Source organism: Hydrogenophaga sp. L310, from assembly GCF_055703065.1.
Genome location: NZ_JBVPZA010000001.1, coordinates 383303 through 399751, shown reverse-complemented (window position 1 = coordinate 399751; position 16449 = coordinate 383303). Strand labels below are relative to the sequence as shown.

At 63.0% G+C, this 16449-nt stretch carries 17 protein-coding genes; 9 read left to right on the top strand and 8 right to left on the bottom strand.

Features of this window, described 5'->3' with window-relative positions:
- The first annotated feature begins 29 nt into the window (after nucleotides 1-29).
- The 3 genes from aat (at nucleotide 30) to AC0GNO_RS01920 (ending at nucleotide 2430) form a co-directional block, all read left to right on the top strand.
- On the top strand, nucleotides 30-800 hold the full coding sequence (aat, locus tag AC0GNO_RS01930; protein WP_472887260.1) for a leucyl/phenylalanyl-tRNA--protein transferase: 771 nt from the start codon (nucleotides 30-32) through the stop codon (nucleotides 798-800).
- Entirely contained in the window at nucleotides 797-1534 is a 738-nt protein-coding gene (locus AC0GNO_RS01925; RefSeq protein WP_472887261.1) for an arginyltransferase, read from the top strand. The genes aat and AC0GNO_RS01925 overlap by 4 nt, the downstream gene beginning before the upstream one ends.
- A 92-nt stretch (nucleotides 1535-1626) precedes the next feature.
- A complete protein-coding gene (locus AC0GNO_RS01920; RefSeq protein WP_472887262.1) occupies nucleotides 1627-2430 on the top strand; it encodes an IclR family transcriptional regulator in 804 nt (267 codons plus the stop codon).
- A 63-nt stretch (nucleotides 2431-2493) separates the two neighbouring features.
- On the opposite strand, the gene AC0GNO_RS01915 is transcribed toward AC0GNO_RS01920, so the two are convergent.
- The 6 genes from AC0GNO_RS01915 to AC0GNO_RS01890 form a co-directional block, all read right to left on the bottom strand.
- Entirely contained in the window at nucleotides 2494-3639 is a 1146-nt protein-coding gene (locus AC0GNO_RS01915; RefSeq protein ID WP_472902983.1) for a D-alanyl-D-alanine carboxypeptidase family protein, read from the bottom strand.
- A 256-nt stretch (nucleotides 3640-3895) separates the two neighbouring features.
- Complete coding sequence (locus tag AC0GNO_RS01910) at nucleotides 3896-5437, bottom strand: 2-isopropylmalate synthase (RefSeq protein WP_472902749.1); 1542 nt, start codon at nucleotides 5435-5437, stop codon at nucleotides 3896-3898.
- A 235-nt stretch (nucleotides 5438-5672) separates the two neighbouring features.
- Nucleotides 5673-6482 carry a CDP-diacylglycerol--serine O-phosphatidyltransferase gene (gene pssA, locus AC0GNO_RS01905; protein WP_472887265.1) on the bottom strand — a complete coding sequence of 270 codons (810 nt, stop codon included), beginning with the start codon at nucleotides 6480-6482 and terminating at the stop codon, nucleotides 5673-5675.
- A gap of 203 nt (nucleotides 6483-6685) precedes the next feature.
- The gene (ilvC, locus tag AC0GNO_RS01900) at nucleotides 6686-7702 is read right to left on the bottom strand and encodes a ketol-acid reductoisomerase (RefSeq protein WP_472887266.1); all 1017 of its coding nucleotides are present in this window, start codon (nucleotides 7700-7702) and stop codon (nucleotides 6686-6688) included.
- 135 nt (nucleotides 7703-7837) lie between these two features.
- On the bottom strand, nucleotides 7838-8329 hold the full coding sequence (gene ilvN / locus AC0GNO_RS01895; RefSeq protein WP_068168656.1) for an acetolactate synthase small subunit: 492 nt from the start codon (nucleotides 8327-8329) through the stop codon (nucleotides 7838-7840).
- Nucleotides 8330-8438: 109 nt separating this feature from the next.
- Nucleotides 8439-10214 carry an acetolactate synthase 3 catalytic subunit gene (locus AC0GNO_RS01890; protein WP_472887267.1) on the bottom strand — a complete coding sequence of 592 codons (1776 nt, stop codon included), beginning with the start codon at nucleotides 10212-10214 and terminating at the stop codon, nucleotides 8439-8441.
- A gap of 264 nt (nucleotides 10215-10478) precedes the next feature.
- Between AC0GNO_RS01890 and AC0GNO_RS01885 the strand changes: the two genes are divergently transcribed.
- From AC0GNO_RS01885 to AC0GNO_RS01875, 3 genes are read left to right on the top strand one after another with little or no spacing between them, the layout of a single operon-like run.
- Nucleotides 10479-11024: an RDD family protein gene (locus AC0GNO_RS01885; RefSeq protein WP_472902748.1), complete on the top strand. Its 546-nt coding sequence runs from the start codon at nucleotides 10479-10481 to the stop codon at nucleotides 11022-11024.
- A 40-nt stretch (nucleotides 11025-11064) separates the two neighbouring features.
- Nucleotides 11065-11463 (top strand): diacylglycerol kinase, encoded by a 399-nt coding sequence (locus tag AC0GNO_RS01880; protein ID WP_472887269.1) that lies wholly within the window; start codon nucleotides 11065-11067, stop codon nucleotides 11461-11463.
- A gap of 25 nt (nucleotides 11464-11488) precedes the next feature.
- Complete coding sequence (locus AC0GNO_RS01875; protein ID WP_472902747.1) at nucleotides 11489-12076, top strand: LOG family protein; 588 nt, start codon at nucleotides 11489-11491, stop codon at nucleotides 12074-12076.
- Between the two features lie 7 nt (nucleotides 12077-12083).
- Here AC0GNO_RS01875 and AC0GNO_RS01870 read toward each other — a convergent pair whose 3' ends face one another.
- Both AC0GNO_RS01870 and AC0GNO_RS01865 read right to left on the bottom strand, forming a co-directional pair.
- On the bottom strand, nucleotides 12084-12422 hold the full coding sequence (locus AC0GNO_RS01870; RefSeq protein WP_226466551.1) for a P-II family nitrogen regulator: 339 nt from the start codon (nucleotides 12420-12422) through the stop codon (nucleotides 12084-12086).
- A gap of 89 nt (nucleotides 12423-12511) precedes the next feature.
- Nucleotides 12512-14209 (bottom strand): NAD+ synthase, encoded by a 1698-nt coding sequence (locus tag AC0GNO_RS01865; protein ID WP_472887271.1) that lies wholly within the window; start codon nucleotides 14207-14209, stop codon nucleotides 12512-12514.
- Nucleotides 14210-14313: 104 nt separating this feature from the next.
- Between AC0GNO_RS01865 and AC0GNO_RS01860 the strand changes: the two genes are divergently transcribed.
- From AC0GNO_RS01860 to AC0GNO_RS01850, 3 genes are all read left to right on the top strand, one after another.
- Nucleotides 14314-15534, top strand: coding sequence for a GNAT family N-acetyltransferase (locus tag AC0GNO_RS01860; RefSeq protein WP_472902746.1), 1221 nt, complete (start codon nucleotides 14314-14316; stop codon nucleotides 15532-15534).
- Between the two features lie 103 nt (nucleotides 15535-15637).
- Nucleotides 15638-15955: a hypothetical protein gene (locus AC0GNO_RS01855; protein ID WP_472902745.1), complete on the top strand. Its 318-nt coding sequence runs from the start codon at nucleotides 15638-15640 to the stop codon at nucleotides 15953-15955.
- Nucleotides 15946-16386 (top strand): bactofilin family protein, encoded by a 441-nt coding sequence (locus AC0GNO_RS01850; RefSeq protein WP_472887274.1) that lies wholly within the window; start codon nucleotides 15946-15948, stop codon nucleotides 16384-16386. The genes AC0GNO_RS01855 and AC0GNO_RS01850 overlap by 10 nt, the downstream gene beginning before the upstream one ends.
- Nucleotides 16387-16449 lie beyond the last annotated feature (63 nt).

The window sequence follows — 16449 nt, the reverse complement described above, 5'->3', positions numbered from 1 at the left end:
CACAGAAGCAGCGGTCGCACAATAACGGCATGTCATCGTCCCCCACGCTGCCTGCACTGCCCTGGCTTGAGCCCGGTGACGCGTTTCCGCCGATTGAACAAGCCTGGGGTCCTGCCGATCCGGCTCCCGGTCTGCTGGCTGCCGGTGGCATGCTTGACGTGCCTACCCTGGTCGCCGCCTATTCCCAGGGCATCTTCCCCTGGTACAGCGCAGGGCAGCCCATCCTGTGGTGGAGCACAGACCCGCGCATGGTGCTGCACAGCCACACCGTGCGGCTGCACCGCTCCTTGCGCAAGACGATCCACAAGCTCTTGCTGCAGCGTCGGCTGGAGGTTCGCTTCGACAGCGCTTTTGACCGCGTCATCCAGGCCTGTGCCCACATTCCACGCGATGGTCAGAGCGGCACCTGGATCGTGCCCGCCATGGTGCAGGCCTACATCCAGCTGCATCGGGCGGGTCGAGCGCACAGTGTGGAAACCTGGATCGACGGTGATCTCGTCGGCGGTCTGTACTGCGTGAACCTGGGCGCCATGGTGTTTGGCGAGTCCATGTTCAGCCGCCAGAGCGACGCCTCCAAGATCGCGCTGATGGCCCTGGTGGCGTTCTGCCGGGCCAACGACATTCCCCTGATCGACTGCCAGCAGGACACGCCCCACCTCTCTTCGTTGGGAGGCCAGCTGATGCCGCGCGATATCTTCAGCCGGCATCTGCAACTGGCCACGCTGCAGCCCGCGCCGGTTTGGTACTTCGAGCCCGTATACTGGAAATACCTCCTCACCGAAGACGGCGAACGAGCGTGACGCACCTCAAAGAACTCCCCCTGCAGGCGCTGCAGTTTTACGCCACGGCACCGTACCCGTGCAGCTACCTGGCTGGCCGCATGGCCCGTTCCCAGGTCGCCACTCCCAGCCACCTGATACACAACGATGCCTACTCGGATCTGGTGACGCACGGCTTCCGCCGCAGCGGTATGTTCACCTACCGTCCGAACTGCGATGACTGCAAAGCCTGCGTGCCCTTGCGCCTGCCGGTGGCGCAGTTCCAGCCCAGTCGCAGCCAGCGCCGCAGCCAGGCGTCCCATGCCCGGCTGCACACCCGGGTTCTCAAGCTCTGCTTCATCCCGGAGCACTACCAGCTGTACCTGCGCTACCAGAACAGCCGGCATGCGGGCGGTGGCATGGACCACGACAGCATCGACCAGTACACCCAGTTCCTGCTGCAGAGCCGTGTCAATTCCCGCCTTGTCGAATTTTTCGAACCCGCAGGCAACGGTCTCCCGGCCCGGCTCAAGATGGTGTCCATCGTGGACGTGCTCAACGACGGCCTCTCGGCCGTCTACACCTTCTACGAGCCTGACGAGAAGGCAAGCTACGGCACCTACAGCGTGCTATGGCAGATCGAGCAGGCCCGATCTCTCGGCCTGCCCCATGTGTACCTGGGTTACTGGATCGCTCAGAGCAGCAAGATGAGTTACAAGGCAGGCTTTCGGCCACACGAAGTCCTGCTCAACGGCAGCTGGGTCCCGGTTGCCTGAGCGCCTGGCAACCGACGGCACCGGCGTCGGGTGATCGCACAGGCATGCGACACAATTTCATCTTGTAAAATATGGGTCAACTTCTTGCAGCCATGACCAAACGTTCAGACTCCCTCCCCAGCACGCCAACCGTCCAGGTGATTGAGCGCATGTTCAACCTCCTCGAAGTGCTCGCCTCGCGCGAAGAACCCGTTTCGCTCAAGGACATCAGTGAAAAAACCGGCCTGCATCCGTCCACGGCCCACCGCATCCTCAACGACCTCACCATCGGCCGGTTTGTCGACCGGCCCGAGGCGGGCAGCTACCGCCTCGGCATGCGTCTGCTGGAGCTGGGCAACCTGGTCAAGGCGCGCCTGAGCGTGCGCGACGCGGCGCTCGCCCCCATGCGTGAGTTGCACAAACTGATCCAGCAACCGGTCAACCTGAGCGTGCGCCAGGGCGATGAAATCGTTTACGTGGAGCGCGCCTACAGCGAACGCTCTGGCATGCAGGTCGTGCGCGCCATCGGCGGCCGTGCCCCTCTGCACCTCACATCAGTGGGCAAACTCTTCCTGGCGGCAGATGATCCCCAGCGCGTGCGCGCCTACGCTGCGCGCACCGGCCTGGCCGGCAACACGCGCAACAGCCTGACGCAGCTGGCTACTCTGGAGCGTGAGCTCACCCAGTGTCGCCAGGCGGGACTGGCCAGGGACAATGAAGAACTGGAACTCGGCGTGCGCTGCATGGCGGCGGGCATATACGACGACCAATGCAAACTGGTGGCCGGGCTGTCAATTTCGGCGCCTGCCGACCGCATCGACGAAAGCTGGGTCCCGAAGCTGCGCGCAACCGCAGCCGACATCTCGGTTTCTCTGGGGTGTCCGAAGGCAACAGCTGGCAACGACAGTACCCGCTGACCCATCCATCTATAAAAAAAAGGGATCCTTTGCGGGATCCCTTTTTTTGGCTGGCTGCGCAGGTCAGCCTTGCGGTCTGATCAGAGGTCGCTGGCTGCCCAGGGCCTCAACCCAGTGGCGTACCCGTTCCGCGTCCTGCGCCCGACCGACCTTGCCAGCCGAATCCAGGAAGACCATGATGAGCTTGCGGCCACTCACCTTGGCTTGCATCACCAGACAACGCCCGGCTTCCGATATGTAGCCGGTTTTCTGCAGACCGATGTCCCATTCGGGGTTGCGGATCAGGCGGTTCGAGTTGTTGAACTGCAGGGTGCGATTGCCCAGCTCCAGCAAGTGGCTGGGCGAGGTGGACAGGTCGCGCAGAATCGGGCGCTCATAGGCCACCGAAACCAACGTGGCCAGATCACGGGCACTGGACTGGTTCTGGCTCATCAATCCGGTGGGCTCGACGTAACGCGTGTCCATCATGCCCAGATCTCTGGCCTTGGCGTTCATCAGGCCCACAAAATGCGCGAGCCCACCCGGATAGGTACGCCCAAGGGCATGGGCCGCCCGGTTTTCGCTGGACATCAGCGCCAGATGCATCAGCTCGCCACGGCTCAGCCGTGTGCCAACCGCCAGACGTGAACGGCTCCATTTGTGGGTGTCCACGTCATCCTGGGTAATGGTGATCATCTCGTCCATGGGCAACTGAGCATCCGCAATCACCAGACCTGTCATCAGCTTGGTGAGCGATGCGATCGGCAACACGGCGGAATCGTTCTTGCTGAACAGGACCTCACCAGTGTCCTGGTCCATCACCAAAGCCACACTGGAATTCAGGTCAAGCGGATCGTTCAGGGATCGCAAGCCCAGGCGCTCACCGGTCGACAGCCCGGGATCTCTCGCCACGCGAATGGCCCCTGCGCTCGTTGAGCGCTGGTGTACCGCGAGCTTGAGGTTGCCATTTTTGTTCTGGGCGAGACGGGAGGATTTTGCTGCCGCCCTCATTACCGGCTTCTTGGCCAGTCGGCGCGCTTCCAGGCGCTGGACCCGGCGTGCATCTTCACGACTCAAACGTTTGCCCTTGGTCGCCACCACCGACTTGCGAGGCGCCTTGGCCACAGCCGTCTTGCGGAAGGTGGCCTTCTTGCGTTCAACCACCTTGGCCGCCACCGGCTTCTTGCTCTTGCCAGACTGCTTCCGTTCAGAAGCAGCCTGACCACTCATGGGCATGAGCATTGCGGCAGCCAGCACCGTACAGACGGCAATCTGCAAGGTTTTCTGAAAGCAGTTTGGGAAATTGGTCATCGCTCCACTCCAGCCAGAGGGTTGTGCTGGAGCGGAGTATATGAGAAGTAAAAAAAACTAGCAATATCAAAAACTTGCAACATCTTCTTCAGTGAACGGTGGAACAGGTGCTACTTTTGGCATCTGTTCCACGCAAATCACCAAGTTCTGTTACAAGCCCTTGATTCCATTGGTTTTAACCCTGCGCAGCAACCTTGTCTGCCTTGCTTTCAAGCTTGTTGAGAGCGCTCAGATAGGCCTTGGCCGATGCCACAACGATGTCCGGGTCGGCTCCGACACCATTGACCACCCGTCCGCCGTGCTGCAGACGCACCGTCACTTCACCCTGACTTTCGGTCGAACCACTCGTGATGGCATTGACCGAATACAGCACCAGCTCGGCCCCGCTCTTGACGTGGCTCTCGATGGCTTTCAGCGAAGCGTCGACCGGCCCATTGCCGTCCGCCACCCCTTGGTACTCCTTGCCGGCGATGGTGAACACCACCTCGGCATGCGGCCGCTCCCCCGTTTCGCTGCGTTGCGAGAGGGAAACCAGCCCGTATCGCTCTTTTTCTGCCGTCACGCTCTCGTCACTGCACAGCGCAAGGATGTCTTCGTCGAAGATCTCGCTCTTGCGGTCAGCCAGTTCCTTGAAGGCGGCGAAAGCGGTGTTGATCTCGCTCTCCGACGCCATCTCGATGCCGAGGTCCTGCAGGCGCTGCTTGAACGCATTGCGCCCGCTCAGCTTGCCCAGCACGATCTTGTTGGCGGCCCAGCCCACGTCCTCGGCACGCATGATTTCGTAGGTGTCGCGCGCCTTGAGCACACCGTCCTGGTGGATGCCGCTGGCGTGGGCAAAGGCATTCGCCCCCACCACCGCCTTGTTGGGCTGCACCACGAAACCGGTGGTCTGGCTGACCATGCGGCTGGCTGGCACGATCTGCGTGGTGTCAACGCCCACATCAAGGTTGAAATAATCGCGGCGGGTGCGCACCGCCATCACAACTTCCTCCAGTGAGCAGTTGCCGGCGCGCTCACCCAGGCCATTGATGGTGCACTCGACCTGGCGGGCACCGCCGATCTTCACCCCGGCCAGCGAATTGGCCACGGCCATGCCCAGATCGTTGTGGCAATGCACCGACCAGATGGCTTTGTCAGAGTTGGGCACGCGCTCACGCAGACTGCGGATGAACTCGCCATACAGCTCGGGAATCGCGTAACCCACGGTGTCCGGGATGTTGAGCGTGGTGGCACCCTCCTTGATCACCGCTTCGAGCACACGGCAGAGGAAGTCCGGGTCGCTGCGGTAGCCATCTTCCGGGCTGAACTCGATGTCGGCGCACAGGTTGCGGGCAAAACGCACCGACTGGATGGCTTGCTCCAGCACCTGCTCGGGCGTCATGCGCAGCTTTTTCTCCATGTGCAGCGGGCTGGTCGCGATGAAGGTGTGGATGCGGGCGCTGTTGGCACCCTTGAGCGCCTCGGCCGCACGGGCGATGTCGCGGTCGTTGGCGCGCGCCAGAGAACACACCGTGGAGTCGTTGATGGTGTTGGCAATGGCCTGCACACAATCGAAGTCACCATTGGAGCTGGCTGCAAAACCGGCTTCGATCACATCCACTCGAAGGCGCTCCAGCTGACGTGCGATGCGCAGTTTCTCGTCCTTGGTCATGGACGCGCCGGGCGACTGCTCGCCGTCACGCAAGGTGGTGTCAAAAATGATGAGCTTGTCCGTCATGTGATTCTCCGGTGGGTTGCCTCGTGGGCAGCGCTTGAAAAAACCCGCAGTCCAAAACAAAACGGCCCGCTGCGGGTGCAAACGGGCCGTTGTTGGAAATCACTCTCGCGTTACCAGACCTGCCCGTGTCGGACACCCAGTAGTAGCGAGAGCGAAACTTGTTTCATGGCTGGCAATGTATCACAAAGGCCGGGCATTCCGCATGGAGGAAAACCATGGGCACCATGTGCTGGTCTTATTCGTGCAGGCCGCGCTCGTCGGGCTCGTCGGTGGAGGTGCTGATGACACTGGTCGGGCGTCCCTTGGCCTTGCGCCAGAAGTACATCGCATAGCCTGACAGGCCATAAACCACAAACAGCCCGAACAGCACGGTGGGCGGGTGGATGTTGATCACCGCAATGCCCAGAGCCACCAGCACGATGGCAGCGAATGGCACGCTCTTCTTGAGACTCAGGTCCTTGAAACTGTAGAACGGCACATTGGTCACCATCGTCAGACCCGAGTACAGCGTCAGCGCAAACACGGGCCATGCCAGATCGGCCCGTTCGAGCTCCAGCTCGGTCGCCAGCCAGATGAACCCGGCCACCAGAGCGGCCGCTGCGGGAGAGGGCAAGCCCTGGAAATAGCGTTTGTCCACCACGCCGGTGTTGACGTTGAAGCGCGCCAGACGCAGCGCCGCACAGGCGCAATAAACGAAGGCGGCGATCCAGCCCCAGCGCCCGATGTCCTTGAGCACCCAGACATACGCCACCAGCCCTGGCGCGGCACCAAAGGACACCATGTCGGACAACGAGTCCATCTGCTCGCCGAAGGCACTTTGTGTGTGGGTCATGCGCGCCACGCGGCCGTCGAGGCTGTCCAGCACCATGGCCGCAAAAATGCCCACGGTGGCCAGATCGAAGCGCCCGTTCATGGCCATGACGATGGCGTAGAAGCCGCCGAACAGCGCGGCCAGCGTGATCATGTTGGGCAACATATAGATGCCCTTGCGGCGCCTGGGCATGTCGGCGCTGGGGTCGTTCAGAGGATCGGATCCGTCGTGCATGTCGTGTTCTCGGCCGCGGCCGCAATGAAGCGCATAGGGCGCAGGCTGGCAGTGTAAGCCAGTGCATGGGCCCCAGAAACCACAAAGGCCACCGAAGTGGCCTTTGCGATAACCGGCCCGAGGCGGTCCGCCGTCGGGCCACCCCAAGGCGGATCAGACCCCTCGGGGGGCAGCGACCCGCGCAGCGGTGGAATGTGGGGGTATCAGTTGCGGGTTTGGTCGACCAGCTTGTTCTTGGCGATCCAGGGCATCATGGCGCGCAGCTGGGCACCCACCACTTCGATCTGGTGATCGGCGGTGTTGCGGCGGCGGGCGGTCATGCTTGGGTAGTTCAGGCGACCTTCCTGGATGAACATCTTGGCGTAGTCGCCGTTCTGGATGCGCTTCAAAGCATTGCGCATGGCTTTGCGCGACTCTTCGTTGATCACCTCAGGACCGGTCACGTACTCACCGAACTCCGCGTTGTTGGAGATCGAGTAGTTCATGTTGGCGATGCCGCCTTCGTAGATCAGGTCGACGATGAGCTTGAGCTCGTGCAGGCATTCGAAGTAAGCCATCTCTGGGGCGTAGCCGGCCTCGACCAGGGTCTCGTAACCCATCTTGATCAGCTCGACGGCGCCACCGCACAACACGGCCTGCTCGCCGAACAGGTCGGTCTCGGTCTCTTCCTTGAAGTTGGTCTCGATGATGCCGGCCTTGCCGCCACCGTTGGCCATGGCGTAGCTCAGGGCCAAGTCACGCGCCTTGCCGCTCTTGTCCTGGTGGATGGCGATCAGGTGGGGCACGCCGCCGCCCTGGGTGTAGGTGTTGCGCACGGTGTGGCCGGGGGCCTTGGGCGCGACCATCCACACGTCCAGATCGGCACGGGGCACGACCTGGTTGTAGTGCACGTTGAAGCCATGGGCGAACACCAGCGAAGCGCCGGCCTTGATGTTGGGGGCCACGTTGTTGGTGTAGACCTCGCCGATCTGCTCGTCGGGCAGCAGGATCATGACCACGTCAGCGGCCTTGACGGCGTCGTTGACTTCCATCACGGTCAGGCCGGCTTTGCCGACCTTGTCCCACGAGGCACCGCCCTTGCGCAGGCCGACCACGACCTTCACGCCGCTGTCGTTCAGGTTTTGTGCGTGGGCGTGGCCCTGCGAGCCGTAGCCGATGATGGCCACGGTCTTGCCCTTGATCAGGGAAAGGTCACAGTCTTTGTCGTAGAAAACTTTCATCTTTTGCTCCAATGGATTTGAGGTGTGTTGCCGTTCTTCGCGAGCCTGTCGAAGGGCTCTCGGGACCCCCATCCGGTGGACGGGGGCTTCGACAGGCTCAGCCCGAACGGGCAAATGGCTGAGCCCTGAAAAAGGTCAAACGCGCAGGATTCTCTCACCCCGGCCGATACCGCATGAACCGGTGCGAACCGTTTCCAGAATGGCCGCACGGTCAATGGCTTCCAAAAAAGCGTCGTTCTTGCCCTGGTCACCGGTGAGTTCGATGGTGTAGCTCTTCTCCGTCACGTCGATGACGCGGCCACGGAAGATGTCGGCCATGCGCTTCATTTCCTCGCGCTCCTTGCCCACAGCGCGCACCTTCACCAGCATGAGTTCACGCTCGGTGTAAGCGCCTTCGGTCAGGTCCACCACCTTCACGACTTCGATCAGCCGGTTCAGGTGTTTGGTGATCTGCTCGATCACGTCGTCCGACCCGGTGGTCTGGATCGTCATGCGCGAGAGGCTGGGATCTTCCGTGGGGGCCACGGTGAGGGATTCGATGTTGTAACCACGGGCCGAGAACAGGCCCACCACGCGCGAGAGCGCACCGGGTTCGTTTTCGAGCAGGACAGCGATGATGTGTTTCATGAATGAGATTCCTCTTTTCTGAGCCCTCCCCTGCGCACGGTAATGCGCAGGCTTGGCTGCAAATAGATTCGTCGAATGGCTGCCGCCATCAAGCGGCAGGGTGAAAAGCTCAGAGGTCTTCGGCGCCCAGCGTCATCTCGGTGATGCCCTTGCCGGCACGCACCATGGGGAAGACGTTTTCCGTCGGGTCGGTGCGGAAGTCCATGAAGACCGTGCGGTCCTTGAGCTTGCGCGCCTCGCGCAGCGCACCTTCCACGTCCTGCGGGCGCTCGATCAGCATGCCGACGTGGCCGTAAGCCTCGGCGAGCTTGACGAAGTTGGGCAGCGCGTCCATGTAGCTGTGGCTGTAGCGGCCCTCGTAGTCGAGTTCCTGCCACTGGCGCACCATGCCGAGGTAACGGTTGTTCAGCGCCACAATCTTGATCGGTGTGTTGTACTGCAGGCAGGTCGAGAGCTCCTGGATGCACATCTGCACCGAACCTTCACCGGTGACGCAGAACACTTCGCTCTCGGGCTTGGCCAGCTTGATGCCCATGGCGTAGGGAATGCCGACGCCCATGGTGCCCAGACCACCGGAGTTGATCCAGCGGCGCGGCTCGTTGAACTTGTAGTACTGTGCGGCCCACATCTGGTGCTGGCCGACGTCGGACGTGATGTAGGCATCGGCGTCTTTGGTCATGTTCCAGAGCGTTTCCACCACATACTGCGGCTTGATCACGTCCTTGTTGCCGCGGTCGTACTTGAGGCAGTCCGTCGAACGCCAGCCCTCGATGGCTTCCCACCAGCCCGCCAGTGCCTTTTCATCGGCCCGGGTGCTGGTTTCGCGCACCATGTTGATCAGCTCGGTCAGCACGTCCTTCACGTCGCCGACGATCGGAATGTCCACCTTCACGCGCTTGGAGATGCTCGAAGGATCGATGTCGATGTGGATGATCTTGCGTTCGTTCTGCGCAAAGTGCTTGGGGTTGCCGATCACGCGGTCATCAAAGCGCGCGCCGACGGCCAGCAGCACGTCGCAATTCTGCATCGCGTTGTTGGCTTCCACCGTGCCATGCATGCCCAGCATGCCCAGGAACTTGCGGTCACTGGCGGGATAAGCACCCAGACCCATCAGCGTGTTCGTCACCGGATAACCCAGCAGATCAACCAGCGTGCGCAGTTCCTGCACCGCATTGCCCAGCAGCACGCCACCACCGGTGTAGATGTACGGGCGCTTGGCGGCCAGCAGCAGTTGCAGGGCCTTGCGGATCTGGCCGCCATGGCCCTTGCGCACCGGGTTGTACGAGCGCATCGCCACCGACTCGGGGTAGCCGGCGAAGGCGGTCTTGTTGAAGGACACGTCCTTCGGGATGTCCACCACCACGGGGCCGGGACGGCCGGTGCGCGCGATGTGAAAGGCCTTCTTCATCACCATGGCCAGGTCGCGCACATCCTTCACCAGGAAGTTGTGCTTGACGATGGGGCGCGTGATGCCGACGGTGTCGCACTCCTGGAAGGCATCGAGACCGATCGCGGCCGTGGGCACCTGGCCAGCGATGATCACCATCGGGATGCTGTCCATGTAGGCGGTGGCGATGCCGGTCACGGCATTGGTCAGTCCAGGGCCCGAGGTGACCAGGGATACGCCCACATCGCCCGTGGCGCGGGCATAGCCGTCGGCGGCGTGCACAGCGGCCTGCTCATGCCGCACCAGCACGTGCTGGATGGTGTCCTGCTTGTAGAACGCGTCGTAGATGTGCAGCACAGCACCGCCGGGGTAGCCCCAGATGTACTTCACGCCTTCGGCCTGAAGGGCCTTGACGAGGATTTCGGCGCCGCGGAGTTCTTGGGTGGCTGCGCCGTGGGCAGCGGCAGCGGAGGCCAGTTCGGCCTTGTTGATTTCCATGATGAACCTTTCGAGAATTTCTCTGACGAAATACCTTGGGTGCCCCTCCACCCACTCTTGTGAAGCGGTGTCAGGACTTGAGGCCAATGGACATGAGCGGACACATACCCCGCCGGACCTTGACCCGTTTGCCTTTTTGAATTGCAGCCTGACATTATCGCACTGCAACACACCCTTGCGCCAGCCGGCGACTTGAGCCTGGGAACAAAACCGGTTGGCATGGGCCGCAATGCGACAATCCGGAGCCCGTCCTGATCACAAAAAATGACCGAAGCTGCCTCTTTCGCGCCCACCGCAGGCGCCCTCACCGCCCCACCGATCGCGCGCCGCATGGCCTGCTGGCTCTACGAGGGCATGCTGATGTTCGGCGTGGTGTTCATCGCGGGCTATCTGTTTTCCACACTGACGCAGACCCGGCACGCGCTGGACAACCGCCACATGCAACAGGCCTTTCTGTTCGTGGTGTTCGGCATTTACTTCACCTGGTTCTGGGCAAAAGGGCAGACGCTGGCCATGAAGACCTGGAACATCCGCGTGGTGGACCGGCAAGGCCGGCCGATCACGCAAGCGCGCGCGCTGGGACGTTATGTGCTGTCCTGGTTGTGGTTCCTGCCACCGCTGGCCGTGGGTGGCGCGTTCAGTCTGCCCGGTGGCGAACTGACGGTGATCGTGATCGGCTGGGTGGCCATCTGGGCCGTGCTCTCGCGTTTCCATCCCCAGCGGCAGTTCCTGCACGACGCACTGGCGGGCACACGCCTGGTTCATTTCAAACCGCCCCAGCCCGTCAAGGTCCAAAAGAAAGTCGCCTGAGGCATCGCGGAAGCCACTGCTCAGCGGATACACCTGAAACATGACCGACACAACACACCGCGAACCCACCAACGCACAGAAGCAGCGCACCGGCCTGGCCCGCATGTGGCACGCCTTCGGCTATTCCATGGCGGGTCTGCGTGCAGGCTGGCACGAAACGGCCTTCCGCCAGGAGGCCCTCGCGGCCATGGCACTGGTGCCGCTGGCGTTCTGGTTGGGTCGCAACTGGGTCGAGGTCGCCCTGCTGGCCGGCTCGGTGGTGCTGGTGATGGTGGTGGAACTGCTCAACACCGGCATCGAAACCGCCATCGACCGCATCGGTCCGGAGTGGCACGACCTGTCCAAACGCGCCAAAGACATGGGCAGTGCCGCCGTGCTGCTGAGCTTGGTGATGTGCGCCAGCGTCTGGAGCGCAGCGCTCTGGACGGTTCTGAACTGAGCCCCTTTCCAATAAGCCACAAGCCATGAACGACCCCCATTTCTCCCTCTGCGTGTACTGCGGCTCCCGCCCCGGCAGCCAACCCGAATTCATCGAAGCGGCACGGGCAGTGGGCGAGTGGATCGGCCGCCGTGGCGGACAACTGGTCTACGGCGGGGGCTGCAATGGGCTCATGGGCACCGTCGCGCAGGCCACGCTGGATGCGGGCGGACGCGTCATCGGGGTCATCCCGGAGGCGCTGGTTGACAAGGAATGGGCGAACCGCGCCTGCACCGAGCTGCATGTGGTGGAAACCATGCACGAGCGCAAACGTCTGATGGCCGAACATGCAGATGCCTTCCTGGCCCTGCCGGGCGGCATTGGAACGTTCGAGGAGTTCTTCGAGGTCTGGACCTGGCGCCAGCTCGGTTACCACGACAAGCCCGTGGGACTGCTCAATGTGGCCGGCTACTACGACGGCCTGATGCAGTTCCTGCGCAGCACCGTCGAGCAGCAGTTCATGGGCAGCTGGCAGATGGACCTGATCCGCATGGACACGGACCTGCAACGTCTGCTGCCAGGCCTGGTGCAGGACGCCGGCCTGGCGCCGGCCGCGCAGCTCGAAGCGATCTGAACCGCCGTCAGACGGCCGTTTCGTCCTCTTCGCCAGTGCGGATGCGCACCACCCGCTCCACCGTCGTCACAAAAATCTTGCCATCCCCGATCTTGCCGGTGCGCGCTGCGCGGACGATGGCATCCACACAGCGCTCGACATCATCGGTCTTCACAACCACTTCCAGCTTCACCTTGGGCAGGAAGTCGACCACGTATTCGGCTCCGCGGTACAGCTCGGTGTGGCCCTTCTGGCGTCCAAAGCCCTTCACCTCGGTCACGGTCAAGCCGGTCACGCCCTGTTCGGCCAGCGCCTCGCGCACCTCTTCGAGCTTGAACGGTTTGATGACGGCGGTGATCTGCTTCATGGGGGTCTCCTGGGCGGGTCGGGTATCGATGGCTTTTGATTATGCCCAAGGCCTTCACACCCGCAGGGCGTGAAGGACAAAGCCGCACATCAGGCGCGGTACTTGCTGGTGATCGGGTAACGCCAGTCCTTGCCGAAGCTGCGGTGCGTGACGCGGATGCCCACCGGCGCCTGGCGGCGCTTGTACTCGTTGATGCGGATCAGGCGCACCACCTTGTCAACATCGGCCGCATCGTACCCGTCGGCCACGATGCTGGCCGGACTCTGGTCGTTCTCCATGTAGCGCGCGATGATGGCATCGAGCACCTCGTATTCGGGCAGGCTGTCCTGGTCCTTCTGGTCGGCCCGCAGCTCGGCGCTGGGCGGGCGGGTGATGATGCGCTCGGGGATCGGGTTGGCGCCGGTGCCATAGGGATCGTGCAGGTTGCGCCAGTGCGCCAGGCGAAACACCATGGTCTTGGCCACGTCCTTGATGACCGCGAAGCCGCCCGCCATGTCGCCGTAGAGCGTGCAGTAGCCGGTGGCCATCTCGCTCTTGTTGCCTGTGGTCAGCACGATGCTGCCGAATTTGTTGGACATGGCCATGAGCAGCGTGCCGCGGATGCGCGCCTGCAGGTTTTCTTCGGTCGTGTCCTCGGGGCGGCCCTCGAACAGCGGGGCGAGCGAGGCTTTGAAAGCCTCGAACTCGGGCGCGATGGCGATTTCGTCATGGCGCACACCCAGGCGCTCGGCCATGTCGCGCGCGTCGATCCAGGAAATGTCGGCGGTGTACGGTGAGGGCATCATGACGGTGCGCACGCGGTCCTTGCCCAACGCGTCAACAGCGATGGCCAGCACCAGCGCTGAGTCGATGCCCCCCGAGAGGCCCAGGATGGCACCGGGAAAGCCGTTCTTGCCCAGGTAGTCGCGCACGCCGAGCACCAGCGCGTGCCAGAGATCGGCCTCCAGGCTGTGCGCCCGGTCGGTGCTGGCCTCAATGGACCAGCCGGCCAGTTCGCGGCTGAAGGCGATGTCGAACAAGGTCTCTTCAAAACTGATGGCGCGACCCGCCAGGCTGCCATCGGCCGACAGCACAAAACTCCGGCCCTCGAACACAATCTCGTCCTGCCCGCCCACCAGGTGCGCATACACCAGCGGCACACCGGTGGCCTGCACACGTTCGTGCATGGTGCCTTCGCGCTCGTTGCCCTTGCCGGTGTGGAACGGCGAGGCGTTGATCACCACCAGCAGTTCGGCGCCCGCGGCGCGGGCATCGGCGGCCGGCGCATCAAACCAGGCGTCCTCGCAGATCAGCAGTCCCACGCGCACGCGGTCACCTTCCGCATCCGTCACCTCGAACACGCCAACCTCGTCGCCTGGCACGAAATAGCGGCGTTCATCAAACACCTGGTAGTTGGGCAGTTCGCGTTTGGCGTAGCGGTGCACCACCTGGCCGTCGCACAGCACGCTGGCGGCGTTGTACAGGCTCGCCACCGAAACACTGCGCTCGCGGCGCTCCTCGCCCGCGAGGCCAGGCACCCGCACCGGATGCCCCACCACGATGTGCAGGCCTTTGAGCGCTGCGGTCTCCCCGGCCACGGTTTTCAGGGCATCATCGCAGGCGTCGATGAACGCGGGCCGCAGGAACAGGTCTTCGGCCGCATAACCACACAAAGCCAGTTCGGGCGTGAGCAGCAGGCCGATGCCGCGGGCATGGGCATCGCGCGCGGCATCGATGATTTTTCGGGCATTGCCCGCCATGTCACCCACCACAAAATTCAACTGGGCCACACAGATTTTGAGCGTCATGGAATCGGAAAAACTTGCGGGAAACGGGGTATTGGACAGAAGCCCCCGGCGCCGGGCGGCGAGGACTTCACGGCCCTGCAGACAAGACTCTGCAGGTCGCTGACATGGCGAAATTTGATTATGTCACCCGGGTCCTGAACTCGCCGCTGGACGTGCCGGCGTCCGACTGGGACGCCCTGCTGGCACTGGAGTCAGACCCGAGTCCGTTCATGCGCCACGACTACCTCGCCGCACTGCAGACCAGTGGCTGCGCCACCGCAGCGACCGGCTGGCAAGCCCGGTTCGTCACGCTGTGGGTGGGCGACACGCTGCACGCCGCCTGCCCGATGTACCTGAAGCAGCATTCCTATGGCGAATACGTGTTCGACTGGGCCTGGGCCAACGCCTACGAACAGCACGGCCTGTCCTACTACCCCAAGGCGCTGGTGGCGGTGCCGTTCACGCCGGTGCCCGGCGCCCGGCTGCTGGCGCGCGATCCCGCTGCGCGTGCAGCGCTCGTGCAAGCGCTGCTGCAACACGCGCGGGACGAAGACCTGTCTTCACTGCACCTGCTGTTCGCGCAGCCACAGGACGTGGCGGCTTGCGAGGCGGCAGGCATGATGCTGCGCCACACGGTGCAATTCCACTGGGAAAACCGGGTCGCGGCTTCACAGCCCGGCGGCGAAACGGTCTTTCGCGACTTCGACCACTTCCTGGCCAGCCTGCAGCAGGAGAAGCGCAAGAAAATCCGGCAGGAGCGGCGCAAGGTGGCCGAAGCCGGGGTGACGTTCCGCTGTTCGATGGGCAAAGACATCAGCGCGCAGGACTGGGATTTCTTCTACCGCTGCTACGAGCGCACCTACCTCGAACACGGCAATGCGCCCTACCTGAACCGCGATTTTTTCCACCGCCTGGCCCACTCGGTGCCCGAGAACTTGCTGCTGTTCGTGGCCGAACGCGAGGACCGACCGGTGGCCGCCAGCCTGATCGGCATCGATGCCGAACACGGCGTCGCCTATGGCCGTTATTGGGGTGCCCTGGAGCGGGTGGATTGCCTGCACTTCGAGGCCTGCTACTACCAGCCCCTGGCCTGGTGCATCGAACACGGGTTCCAGCGCTTCGAGGGCGGCGCCCAGGGCGAACACAAAATGGCGCGCGCCCTGCTGCCGGTTCGCACCACCAGCGCACATTGGCTGGCCCATCCCGCCTTCGCCGATGCCGTGGAGCGGTTCCTGCAGCGCGAGGGCGATGGCATCGGGCAATACCTCGAACACCTGTCCCAACGCAGCCCTCTCAAGGGAACAGCCGCATCACCGGACCCAGCCTTGCTCCACAATAGCAAATGAATGCGGATGAAAGACCGCGAGCCATGCTGTGTTTCACACCGAAGCGCCCCGTGGTCACCGTCGTTTGCAGCATTTAGTTACACAACTTTTAATCTCACCCCGCATGGACGAAGCCGACGCCTTTTTCACCCAGACCATTGTGGGCGCGCCCTTCACGGTCCTGCTCGGCCGTCGTATTCAGCCGGTGGCTGGTGAGAGTCAGGGTCTTGAAATCAACCCGACCACCGGCGAAAGCCGCCTGACCCGCGTCTGGCAGGATTGGATCGTGCTCAGCCATGCCTGCGATCCGGTGGGTCAATCCCGTTCGCGGCCCGGCCGGCTGCGGCGCCAACTGGAACGCCACGCCTTGTGGATCGGAGTTCTTGGCCTGCTGTCGTTGGCGGGCTCCCTCGTTTTCTGGGGAGTCACGCCATGGAGCTGAAGACCCCGCAAGACACCCTCACCCTCGATCCGATCGCGATGAACGTGGTCAGCCGCGTGGCGGCGGGGAGCCAGCTCAGCGGCGAACTCCAGTTCGAAGGCGGCCTGCTGGTGCAGGGTGAAATTTCGGGCCATATCCGGATCAATGGCCGGCTGATCGTCTGGGCCGGGGGCGTGGTGCGTGGGCGTGTGAAGGTGCTCGGTGATCTCTACCTGTTCGGACAACTGGGTGACACCGGTGCCAGCCCACAAGACACCAGCCTGGAATGCACTGGCATGGCCTATGTGTCCAAGACCGCCGTGTCCACGGGCACGCTGCTGGCCAGACGCCTGCAGCTCTATGAAGGCGCTGACTTGCAGGGGCCGTTCAAGACGCTCAAACTCGGCGACAACCTGCCGGTGCTGCACGATGTGCTCACCGACCCCCGTTGAACCGCCCGAGTCCGCCACCATGCCGCCCCTGAAAGCCCATCGTTATCAGAACCCCGACCGCCA